Genomic DNA, 10,913 nt, shown 5'->3' on the forward strand with positions numbered 1-10,913 from the left:
GTATAAGTGAGAGCTTGAATGAACAGGGAGGGATAAACCATAATGGCGGAGATTGAGTCCTATCTGCGTAAACAAACAAGCCCCCGCGGTCGTTCCGCGTATCAGGCAGGGCAGCCGCTTGAACAATGGAGCAAGCAGCTGCGATCGAGGATAAGGACAAGGTTGGGGGATTTTCCGGCTGCAGCAGCAGAACTGAATGCTGTCCTGCTGGAACGCACTTCCTGTGACGGTTACATGCGAGAACGTGTGGAGATTACCACCTATGCGGGATTGCGTATGCCGATATATGTGTTGATCCCAAATGGGATAAACGGTAAACAGGAGCCCATCCCCGCTGTGATCGCCTGTCATGGCCATGGGTACGGGAGCCGGGAGATTACCGGTATGGAGCCTGACGGTTCGCCGCGTGCAGGAGAGAAGGGTCTCCATAAGGATTTTGCGGTAGCCCTGGTGCAGCAGGGTTACGTTGTTGCCGCGCCTGAGCTGCTCGGATTCGGAGATCGGAGACTGGAGGAGGATCGGGATGCACCGCCAGGAACTAGTTCATGTACCAAGATTGCAGCCCATCTGTTGATGGCCGGACAGACGCTGGCTGGACATCGGGTATATGAGACAATAAGAGTCCTGGATTATTTGTCCTCCCGTCCAGAAGTCAATGCAGAGAGAATCGGAATCATGGGTATATCAGGCGGCGGGTTGGTAGCTGCATTTACAGCAGCGCTGGATGTAAGATGCCGCGCGACAGTAATCAGCGGTTATGCCAATACGTTTCAAGGCAGTATTCTTGACCGAAATCATTGTCTGGATAATTATATTCCGGGTATCTTACGTGAAGCCGAGTTACCGGATATCCTGGGTCTGATTGTCCCAAGGCCGTTATTCATTGAAGCAGGAAGTGAGGATCGGGTATTTCCGCAGGTTACGGCAAGGGAGGCATACGTACGATTGGGTGAGATTTATGAACAAGAGGATGCAATGGATGTTCTTGGTGCGGACTTTTTTGCAGGCGGACATGAGATTAGCGGTGACGAGGCCTATCGTTGGCTTAAGAAGTTTCTATAAATAGGTGTCACGTGATCCCAAAGCAACCCCGTAACATGGCGCACCTAGTGCGAATGCTGCGGGGTTGTTCATGGTTTTGTCCATATGAAAATGTACATTATCAGTCATTCCATCATGTCCTTGGCTTCATGGTTGACTTTTTTACCTTTGAGCAGCGGTTCTAGTTCATCCTGGACGCTCTGTTCCCAGAGCGGAACGTCCGTGCGATAGGCTGCACGTGCGTTCAGGTGACCGGCAACCGGGGCGGTAATGAAGACAAACAGAATACCGAGCAATACACGCGCACTGATATAGTTGTCGAAATACCAGAAGAAGAAAAACGTTCCGATGAGTACACAAAACACGCCGAGGGTGGTGCTTTTCGTTGCGGCATGTGCCCGCAGATAGACGTCTGGGAGTCGAATCAATCCAAATGCGCTGAGTGCGCTCAGCAAGGCTCCAAGTAAAACGATCAGACCGATCGCTATTTCAGCGGCTCCATTAACGATCTCCTTCATTTTTGAATACCGCCCCCCGTTCAATGTAACGTGCGAATGCTACTGTACTGAGAAAAGCAAGGATACCAATCAGCAATATGATATCAAGATAAGCCTGCGTATGGAGCATCATGGACAGAACGGCTACGACGGCAATGACGTTAATGCCAATCGTATCCAGGGCAGTGATCCGGTCAGCCATGGATGGTCCACGCAGCACGCGGTACAGACACCCCAGGATCGCCAGGGATAGCACAAGCAGGGAGAGGAATAACATTGAGGTTAACATTAACGCGTCACCTCCATTATGGCTTTTTCAAACGTGTTTTTGATATCGTCCCTCATTTTCTGTTCATCCTTGATGTCCAATGCGTGAATAAAGAGCTTCCGTTGATTCCCCGATATTTCAAGGGGCAGTGAGCCCGGTGTAAGCGAGATGAGCAGACATAAAAAGGTAACCTCCCAATCAGAGGACAACTGCGTTCGATAGGTGAAAATACCGGGCCGAATTTCCAGTTTGGGCTTAATAATCTGGCGGATGACTTCAATGCTGGCCCGAATCAGCTCCTTGAACAGCAGGAAGATCAGTTTGATGATGGCCCAGACTCGCACAATATAGAAGCGCTGGGGGAAGAATCGCCGCATACTGCCGATCAGCAGCAGTCCCAGCAGATAACCAATTAGAAAACCAACACCGTCCCAAGCGTTATTCAGAAACATCCATACAAAGGCAATAATGAGATTTAATACAATTTGAAAGGCCATAAACATCTACTCCTTCAATACGGCATCAATATAAATATTGGGATGCAGTAGAATGTCGCCTGCGCGGGCGGTCAGCTGGAACATCCCTTCAGCGCCCAAGCCCATTACGATGATGAATATAAACAAAATTCCGGCAGGGATTAACAGGCCGTTCACGGCATAGGGCCGTCTAATAACACCTGCTGGCGGTTCGCCCCAGAACGCCTGAATGAAAATGCGCAGAACCGAGTAGAGCATCAGCAGGCTGGAGAGTACCGCTATTCCTGTAAGACCGTACAGACCGGCTTGCAGGCCGCCTTCGAAGAGCAGCAGTTTACCCGGGAAACCACTGAACGGAGGGATACCTGCCAGTGCAAGTGCGCTGATGAAGAACATCCAGCCAAGCAGCGGATAGCGATGAATCAGACCACCCATGTTGTCGAGTTTGGACGTACCCGCAACTGCGATCAGGGCACCTCCCAGCAGGAAGAGCAGTGTTTTGATCAGCATATCATGCAGCATGTAGAAGAGCAGACCTTCCAGAGCCTGACGACTTGCTGCGGCCATGCCGAAGGCGACAAATCCAACACCTGCAACAACGTTATAGACCAGAATTTTGTTCACGTCACGATAAGAGATGGCTCCAATTACACCTAGAATCATGGTTGCGCCAGCCATCCATCCGATCAGTGCATTAAAGAAGTCCGGATCATGGTAGAAAATAAGTGTGAATGTACGCACAATCGCATATAGTCCCACTTTGGTCAGCAACCCGGCGAACAGAGCCGTTACCACAGCGGGGGGAGCAGCATAGGAACCTGACAGCCAGAAGAACAGGAACAGACCCGCCTTGATGCTGAAGACAATGAGAAACAGAACCGCAATCAGCGTGATCACACCACTCTGACCCACTTCCGCAATCCGATTGGACAAGTGTGCCATGTTCAGCGTGCCTGTTATGGAGTAGAGGAAGCCAATGGAGGCGACAAATAATGCGGATGAAACAATATTAATCAGAACATATTTGATCGTTTCCCGCAGTTGTCTTTCCGTTCCTCCAAGTACGATTAGCGCATAAGAAGAAATGAGCATGAGTTCGAAACAGACAAAGAGGTTAAACAGGTCGCCTGTCAGAAAAGAACCATTTACGCCTGCAATCAGAAAATGAAAGAAGACGTAAAAATGATGTTCTTCCCGCTCCTTGTTTATACTTCGAAAGGCATAGAGCAGACATGCCAGCGCTATGATAGAAGCAGCTATAACGAGCAGGGCAGATACCATATCGGCAACAAGTACGATACCGTATGGCGGAGCCCAACCGCCCATATTCAGGGTCTGTACACCTGAACTCGCCACTTGTGTAATTAATACGGTTGATGCAGCAGCCGTTAATAGAAGTCCGATGACGCTGACGATACGCTGGATACGGATCTTCCGGAAAAACAGAATGGCAATAACACCTGTTATCAACGGCAGCAGTAATGGTAAAACGACGAGATTATTCATATGGACGCCCCCTTACTTCTTCCATATCATCCGTTCTCAGCTTCAAATAGGAACGGTACGACAGAACAAAGAAGAAGGCGGTTAACCCGAAATTGATCACGATGGATGTCAAAATCAGTGCTTGAGGCAGCGGATCGACATAGCTTTCTGCCTTTTCCCCAAGCAAGGGAGGGGCACCTGTTTTAAGCCGTGACATCGTCATCAGAAGCATATGCACCCCATGGGTAAGGATGGACATGCCCAGCACGATCCGGAGCAGGCTCCGTGACAAGATTAAAAAGACGGCGACGGCAAACAGAATGCCTACAGCAACGCACATCAATATTTCCATATCAGCGATCCTCCCCGATCTGTAGAATGATATTCATGGTGACGCCAAGGACAGCGATATACACGCCGAGATCGAACAGCATGGCGGTGGCGAGCTCGGTCTCTCCCAGCAAAGGCAGTTCGAAATAACCAAAGGTCTGGCTGAGGAAAGGTGCGCCGAATAAAAAGGAACCTGCTCCCGTCAACAGGGCGATGGCTAATCCGACGGCTGTCAAGCTGCGAAAGTCAATGGGCAGCGCTTTACGTACTGTATCTGTACTGAATGCAAGAGCAATCAGGACGAGTGCAGCAGCGGTGACCAATCCACCTATGAAACCTCCACCTGGATTATGATGTCCAGCGAAGAACAAATGCAGTGCAAAGGTGAGGATGATAAACACAACCACTTTGGTGGTCGTTTGCAGCAGCACGTCGTTACTCTGCAGCGGCACTGTATCCCAGGTGGAAGAGCTGCGCTCCTGGTTTCCATATTTTTTCGTATTATCTGCTTCGTCATCCAGATGTTTATCGTTTTCTTGGGTATTTTCTTTTTTCCGGAATTTCAACCGGGCTCCGAGATCCTTCGCTTCAAGATTCAGGTTGATCATGGAGTAGATGGATAACGAGGCAACCCCCAGCACCATAATTTCCAGCATGGTATCAAACCCACGGAAGTCCACCAGCAGCACGTTGACAACGTTTTTTCCCCCTGCCAGATTGTAGCTTTCTTGAACGAAGAAGTTGGAAATGCTCTCCAATGAAGCAGTTCCGCTTGCGGCGAGGGCTACAAAGGTCATCACAATACCAACTGCTACGGCTACGATCATATTTACACTCAGATATCTGCGGCTGGATCGCCCACGTTGAAGCTCAGGCAGATGGTAGAAGCATAGCAAGAACAGGGCAACTGAGACGGTCTCTACAATCATCTGGGTCAATGCCAGATCGGGCGCACGGAACAATACGAACAGCAGGGTCACAAGGTACCCGACAGCACCTGTCATGATAACAGCAGACAATCTGTTTTTGGCAAAAGGAATGGAGACTGCAGCTGCGATCAGTGCAATAAGCAGAACCGCTTCATAGAAGGAGAACGGAGCATGCCCTTTGAAATTCCAGGTAATATTTTCGCCTGAACGGAAAAAGGCATAAACGAGCAAGGCAACGGTGAACGAGAAAATGTACACCAGATAGTTTCGAACAGATCCGTTCATATAAGCTTCGGTCCATTTGCGGGCATAATGCTGCACATTGTCGAGAACAACATGGTAGATGTTGTTAATCGTTAAGCCCTGCGGGTAGTGTTCATAAATATTTTTCCAGCGCGGTAACAGCTTATACAATGTAACCCCAAGAATAACCACACCGATGGTCATGATTAGTTCAGGCGTAATTCCGTGCCACAGAGAGAAATGCACATCAAAGTGCTCTTTGCCATCCAAAAGGGCTGGAAGTACCGAGGCCATCGCCGGCTCAATGAGGGATCCAGCCAGCAGATTCGGGAATAGACCGAATGTAATGACGAGTACACCGAGGATAACCGGAGGAATCAGCATGCCAACCGAAGCTTCATGCAGCTTCTCCACTGGAAGTTCACTGCGACGTTGACCGAGGAATGTTTTGAACACAATAATAAGCGCGTAGATCAGGGTGAACACACTGGCAAGCCAAGCGAGTACTGGTAATAGTACACTCCACGAACCGAGACCGAATATTCGCAAATGTGTCACTTCCACCATGGCTTGGAAGAACAGCTCCTTGCTCAGAAATCCGTTAAAGGGTGGAATGCCAGCCATGGCAAGTGTACCGACGAGCGCTACCGTGAACGTGATTGGCATAAAGGATGCCAGTCCTCCAAGCTTGCGAATATCGCGTGTACCCGTTTCATGATCCACAATGCCGGCAACCATGAAGAGAGCTGCCTTGAAGGTCGCATGATTGAACAAATGGAGCAAAGCGGCTGTCGTTGCAACGGTATAAACGGCAGAGGACTCGCCATAACCGAAGTAAAGAGCAGCTGAGCCAACGCCAAACAGTGACATGATTAATCCGAGTTGTGAAATTGTGGAATAGGCAAGAATTGCTTTGAGGTCGTTCTTTTTCACAGCAAGGAATGATCCGTAACATAAAGTCAGGAGACCTACGCCTGTTACGAGCCAAAACCACGTTCCTTGTCCACCGAAGATTGGAGTAAACCGGGCAACGACGTATATCCCTGCCTTAACCATGGTGGCCGAATGCAGGTATGCACTGACGGGTGTCGGAGCTTCCATTGCATCCGGCAGCCAGATATGAAACGGAAATTGCGCGGATTTGGTAAATGCGCCGATTAGAATCAGTACAAGTGCAGGCAAGAATAATGCGCTCTCCTGAATCTGTCCCCATTCCGTAATGGTTGCACGGATGCTGAACGTTCCGGTCATCAGGTACATCATCATGAATCCGGCAAGCATGGCGAAACCGCCAAATACGGTAATTAGAAATGACTTCTGGGCCCCTGATGTGGAGGCTTTGCGTTTGTAATGAAAGGCGATCAGCAGGAATGAGGTAATACTCGTGAGTTCCCAGAATCCATATAATACAATCATGTTGTCAGACAACACGACACCCAGCATGGCGCCCATAAACATGAGCAAATACAGGTAGAAGCGTTTCAGGTCTTCTTTTTGATTCATGTAATAAATGGAGTAGAGCACCACCAAAACCCCGATACCTGTGATTAACAGGGTCAACAGCAAACTTAAACCATCAAGATATAGATTAAATCCAATGTCCAGTGACGGAATCCAGGGGACATACCCGGATACCGGGTTCCGCTGAGACACGGTAGGAATGAGGCTCGTAAAATATACGAACAACACCGTTGGAACAATAAGAACCGGCCATCCCATATGTATTTTACGGAAGAAGCGGTTCAACATCGTAAGCAAAATTCCCATCGCAAAAGGGAAAATAACAGCAAGATGAAGCAGGCTCAATATTACACCCCCCAATTCTAGTTGAAGTTCTCTCTGTATGACTAACATGCTGATCGTCATCTCATCATAGGATGATATGCTTGCTCTCTATATTCATAACCCAAGTATGTATATACAGAATCGTGACTATTCTTTGAATGGAAGAAACCCGCGGTTCCTGAGTATGTAACGGCGATATAACTTTGGATGTGACGTGTATAATAAAACAGGGCATGATTTCCGATAAAGATGAAAACGAACAGGTGACATCCCATGTGTCCTTTCCAGCATGTCTAGTGTTGAAAGCAAGATGGTTTCACCGATTACTGGAGGCCAACATGTCCTACAAACTTAGAACCATACTTACCATGACCTTCGCCGTGTTATCCTTGCTGGTGACATTAACGATCGGTTACATTTTCAGTCAAAAGTCAGCGGTCGCTGTTGAAACAGAGATAGGTCACTCCCTGACCAGCACGGCTTCCCAAACAGCGGACCAGTTGGATCGCTTCATGTGGGCGCGTTCCGGAGAATTGGATCTCCTTGGCCAGATGGCTGCGCTTGAAGACCGCTTTGATCCCTCCGAAATCCAGATGCTGCTGAATCAGCTACAGAATAGCTTTCCCTCATTCTCCTGGGTAGGATTCATGGATCCGAAAGGAAAAGTGTTAGCTTCGACGGATGGCATCTTGCGTGGTGAAGATTTGTCTGAACGACCTGTGTATCAGGAAGGAATCAAGGGTAAGTTTATTGGAGACGTACATAACGCAGTTCTCTTAGCCAAGCTGCTTCCGAATCCAAGCGGAGAACCGCTGCAATTTGTTGATATCAGTTTTCCCCTGAAATATAAGGATGGTGAGGTTGCGGGTGTGCTGGCTGCACATTTAAGCTGGGCGTGGGCGAAAGAGGTGCAGAAGGCTGTTCTTGAGCCTTTGAAATACAGGGAAAAGGACATCGAGATGTTCATCGTGAGTCAAAAAGAGCACACGGTCCTTCTTGGTCCTGAGGAATGGATTGGTCAACCACTGGAACTGTCGGGAATGCAGGCAGCGGAGATCAACAAGACGAGCTGGTCCATAGAGAAGTGGGCGGACGGGACGGAATATGTTACCGGAATGGCCTTCAGCCAGGGTCATCTCGATTATCCCGGCCTTGGATGGACCATTGTCGTTCGTCAGCTCAAGTCCACGGCTTTTGCTTCCGTAACTGACATGTTATGGTTTAACGTCTGGGCGGGACTTGCGGTTACAGTACTGTTCGCACTCATTGGATGGCTTATTTCTCGCCGGATCTCATCCCCGATTGCGCGTTTAACTCAAGTGGCAGACCAGCTTCGTGCAGGTGATCAGGTACAGATTCCGGAGAACAGGGGGATCAAGGAGATTGAAGTGTTATCCGTGTCAATTAGGGACATGCTGACCACGCTGACCAATAAAGACTCGGAACTGGTCTTCATGCAGAACTTGGCTCATTATGACCAACTGACAGGTTTGCCTAACCGGACAGCGCTCGAAGTGTATCTGGAGGAATCTCTTGTGTCAGAGAGTGCCGATCATACACTGACGTTCCTTTATCTGGATCTGGATGGATTCAAACGGGTAAATGACACTCTTGGACATCAAACCGGGGACGTCCTGCTCCAAAAAGTGGGTCAGCGCCTGATGGCCCTTAGCCATGACAAGGGTATTACGGTTCGACTGGGCGGAGATGAATTCCTCATTGTCCTTCGGTCCATCGGGACTGATCCAAAAGAGGAAGCGAGTGTTTACGCGGAAAAAATTATCCAGAGTCTGAATAAACCATTTATCATTGAATATGAACGGATTCGCATTGGCTGCAGTATCGGTGGTGCCGAGTATCCGACAAACAGCGTCAATCCGAGTGAAATTATCCGAATGGCTGATGAAGCATTGTATGAATCGAAGCGTTCGGGCAAGAATAAAATGACATTCTATGTGGATTTGAAGAAGGACCATGAAGAACAGGATACGAATAGATAGGTGAACATGAACATACTCGGACAGGGAGGGATAACATGTCTGGAAAATATACTTCGGTTCCTTACGGTTACGAGCCGCCACCGGCAAACCGGAAGGGTACACTGATTTTCTATGATTCATTCGAGCATGTAACAGATGAGCAGCTTGAACGTGCATCAGTCGCTTCAGATACGCGTGCGTTTACACAGCTGGTTCTCTACCCGCTGCATGAGAGCACCGTCAAGCGAATGAGCAAGGATGGAGTGCAGGCCTATTATAAAAGGGAGGATCGCCTTCATGACTGGAGGAGAGATCATATGGAATTCCGCATCAAAGTCGAGGGGCTGGAAGGCAAGAGGAAGAAGTATACGCCAATTGATTCTGCTCTGCGTCATCTGACAGCTGAATATCCGGCACCTCATTTTCTCTATCTGACCTCTGAAATGGCGAATTTGTTTGCTTCATTTGACTCATTCAAGGATTGGATTACGAAACTCCGTCTCCTTATCGATGGTCAGACGGATTCCCTTCATCCTAAACTTGAACAATACGCTCATCGCTGGGAATGGGCCGATTAATCACATATTGTGAAACAAAAAAGTTGTACTGCACAACCGAATTCGGTTCGCGGTACAACTCTTTGGTGTCTCTTTTATTTTTCCTAAACCTGAACAAGGTCAAGGGAGGTAACGGTTTTATTCTTACCTGTTCGCTTTGCCGCGTATAAGCAGGCATCTACCTCTTCGAACAGCTTCTCTTTGGTTAGACGCGCATTGAAACTTTTGAGTCCAACGCTTACGGTAATGGATTGGCCTTCCAGTTCCAGATGACCCATTAGGGCAATTTTTTGACGAATCTGTTCCACGAGTGCATATGCCTGATCGAAAGACTGTTCAAACATAAGCAAGGCGAATTCTTCACCACCGTAGCGTGCTGCAATATCGCTTGAAGTGATGTTCTCCTGAATTACCAGCGAAACTTTCTCCAGGATAGTATCTCCTACCCGATGACCATAGGTGTCATTAATCGATTTGAAATCATCAATATCAATGAGAGCCAAGTGAAGACTCATCCCGCTCTTGGCATATTCATACGCTTTATCGTAATAGTCCTTGAAAGAACTCTGATTATACAGATTGGTAAGTCCATCTGTTTTGGACTGCTTGGTCATGATCGCATTACGTACAATCAGTTCCTGTTTGGCTAACATGCTCTCCTTCAGATCATCCAGCACCTCCACGCCGCTTGTGACAATGACCTGGGCTACATATGTACCCACGATCAGAAAGGCTGGAATGGAGACCATGTCAAATGAAGTCAGATAGGAACGATAACCTGAATCAAAAAGAACCAAAATATAACCTGTCGTTTGCATTAAACATGCGATCCAGACACGCTTTTTGCTAAAAAACAAAACGGACGTGAAAATGGGCAGCAGACTGATCGCTTGAATGATTCGAATGTCGTAATTGACATGAATGATAGTCCACGCAACAACTGTACTGGCCGCCGACATGGCATAGAACGAGAATGAGCTGAAGTGCCGGTCGATCCAACTGGCGATTAGAATGGAAGCAATACTTGAGGCTGTAGGCCAGAATAAAACATGAATCATGAAATCTTCAGGAGTGCGATCATACTCCAGAAACAGAAAACAGCCGATCTGAACAACGAAATGTGTAATCACGACAACCCAGTAGGCACGAAGCATTTTTTTAATCCATTTGGAATGCTTGAATTCATACTCTGTTGGAATATGGCTGCTATTTGTTGAAAAACTCTTCATATATCACCGCTGACTGCATCATAATGATACGACAGAATTACTCTCGTATTAGTTGATTATAAAACAGATTGTGCAAAACGCAAATCTTTAAATT

Annotated in this window: 10 protein-coding genes; 3 read left to right on the top strand and 7 right to left on the bottom strand. The window is 47.9% G+C overall.

What is annotated here, in order from left to right:
* The first annotated feature begins 42 nt into the window (after positions 1-42).
* Positions 43-1,062, top strand: a complete 1,020-nt coding sequence (locus AAIH57_RS02145) for an alpha/beta hydrolase family protein (RefSeq protein WP_430020382.1) — start codon at positions 43-45, stop codon at positions 1,060-1,062.
* 104 nt (positions 1,063-1,166) lie between these two features.
* Here the strand turns inward: AAIH57_RS02145 and mnhG are convergent, their stop codons facing one another.
* From mnhG to AAIH57_RS02175, 6 genes are read right to left on the bottom strand one after another with little or no spacing between them, the layout of a single operon-like run.
* Positions 1,167-1,559, bottom strand: a complete 393-nt coding sequence (mnhG, locus tag AAIH57_RS02150) for a monovalent cation/H(+) antiporter subunit G (RefSeq protein WP_175396266.1) — start codon at positions 1,557-1,559, stop codon at positions 1,167-1,169.
* A complete protein-coding gene (locus AAIH57_RS02155) occupies positions 1,543-1,827 on the bottom strand; it encodes a Na(+)/H(+) antiporter subunit F1 (RefSeq protein ID WP_175396267.1) in 285 nt (94 codons plus the stop codon). Before AAIH57_RS02155 ends, mnhG begins: the two co-directional genes overlap by 17 nt.
* Positions 1,827-2,303: a Na+/H+ antiporter subunit E gene (locus tag AAIH57_RS02160; protein ID WP_413033763.1), complete on the bottom strand. Its 477-nt coding sequence runs from the start codon at positions 2,301-2,303 to the stop codon at positions 1,827-1,829. Before AAIH57_RS02160 ends, AAIH57_RS02155 begins: the two co-directional genes overlap by 1 nt.
* A 6-nt stretch (positions 2,304-2,309) precedes the next feature.
* The gene (locus AAIH57_RS02165) at positions 2,310-3,788 is read right to left on the bottom strand and encodes a Na+/H+ antiporter subunit D (protein ID WP_430020383.1); all 1,479 of its coding nucleotides are present in this window, start codon (positions 3,786-3,788) and stop codon (positions 2,310-2,312) included.
* A complete protein-coding gene (locus AAIH57_RS02170; protein WP_175396270.1) occupies positions 3,781-4,119 on the bottom strand; it encodes a Na(+)/H(+) antiporter subunit C in 339 nt (112 codons plus the stop codon). The genes AAIH57_RS02165 and AAIH57_RS02170 overlap by 8 nt, the downstream gene beginning before the upstream one ends.
* Before the next feature lies 1 nt (position 4,120).
* Complete coding sequence (locus AAIH57_RS02175) at positions 4,121-7,075, bottom strand: Na+/H+ antiporter subunit A (RefSeq protein WP_430020384.1); 2,955 nt, start codon at positions 7,073-7,075, stop codon at positions 4,121-4,123.
* A gap of 317 nt (positions 7,076-7,392) precedes the next feature.
* Between AAIH57_RS02175 and AAIH57_RS02180 the strand changes: the two genes are divergently transcribed.
* Entirely contained in the window at positions 7,393-9,054 is a 1,662-nt protein-coding gene (locus AAIH57_RS02180) for a diguanylate cyclase domain-containing protein (protein ID WP_430020385.1), read from the top strand.
* Positions 9,055-9,089: 35 nt separating this feature from the next.
* Complete coding sequence (locus AAIH57_RS02185; protein WP_430020386.1) at positions 9,090-9,611, top strand: hypothetical protein; 522 nt, start codon at positions 9,090-9,092, stop codon at positions 9,609-9,611.
* 83 nt (positions 9,612-9,694) lie between these two features.
* Here AAIH57_RS02185 and AAIH57_RS02190 read toward each other — a convergent pair whose 3' ends face one another.
* Positions 9,695-10,819, bottom strand: a complete 1,125-nt coding sequence (locus tag AAIH57_RS02190; protein WP_430020387.1) for a GGDEF domain-containing protein — start codon at positions 10,817-10,819, stop codon at positions 9,695-9,697.
* Positions 10,820-10,913 lie beyond the last annotated feature (94 nt).

The organism is Paenibacillus sp. MABNR03, from assembly GCF_050455445.1.
Lineage (GTDB): Bacteria > Bacillota > Bacilli > Paenibacillales > Paenibacillaceae > Paenibacillus > Paenibacillus xylanilyticus.

What these genes read in the sequence shown, in the direction of transcription:
- AAIH57_RS02145 (WP_430020382.1), top strand. Translation starts at nt 43, where the DNA reads ATGGCGGAGATTGAGTCCTATCTGCGTAAACAAACAAGCCCCCGCGGT.
- mnhG (WP_175396266.1), bottom strand. Translation starts at nt 1,559, where the DNA reads ATGAAGGAGATCGTTAATGGAGCCGCTGAAATAGCGATCGGTCTGATC.
- AAIH57_RS02155 (WP_175396267.1), bottom strand. Translation starts at nt 1,827, where the DNA reads ATGTTAACCTCAATGTTATTCCTCTCCCTGCTTGTGCTATCCCTGGCG.
- AAIH57_RS02160 (WP_413033763.1), bottom strand. Translation starts at nt 2,303, where the DNA reads ATGGCCTTTCAAATTGTATTAAATCTCATTATTGCCTTTGTATGGATG.
- AAIH57_RS02165 (WP_430020383.1), bottom strand. Translation starts at nt 3,788, where the DNA reads ATGAATAATCTCGTCGTTTTACCATTACTGCTGCCGTTGATAACAGGT.
- AAIH57_RS02170 (WP_175396270.1), bottom strand. Translation starts at nt 4,119, where the DNA reads ATGGAAATATTGATGTGCGTTGCTGTAGGCATTCTGTTTGCCGTCGCC.
- AAIH57_RS02180 (WP_430020385.1), top strand. Translation starts at nt 7,393, where the DNA reads ATGTCCTACAAACTTAGAACCATACTTACCATGACCTTCGCCGTGTTA.
- AAIH57_RS02185 (WP_430020386.1), top strand. Translation starts at nt 9,090, where the DNA reads ATGTCTGGAAAATATACTTCGGTTCCTTACGGTTACGAGCCGCCACCG.
- AAIH57_RS02190 (WP_430020387.1), bottom strand. Translation starts at nt 10,819, where the DNA reads ATGAAGAGTTTTTCAACAAATAGCAGCCATATTCCAACAGAGTATGAA.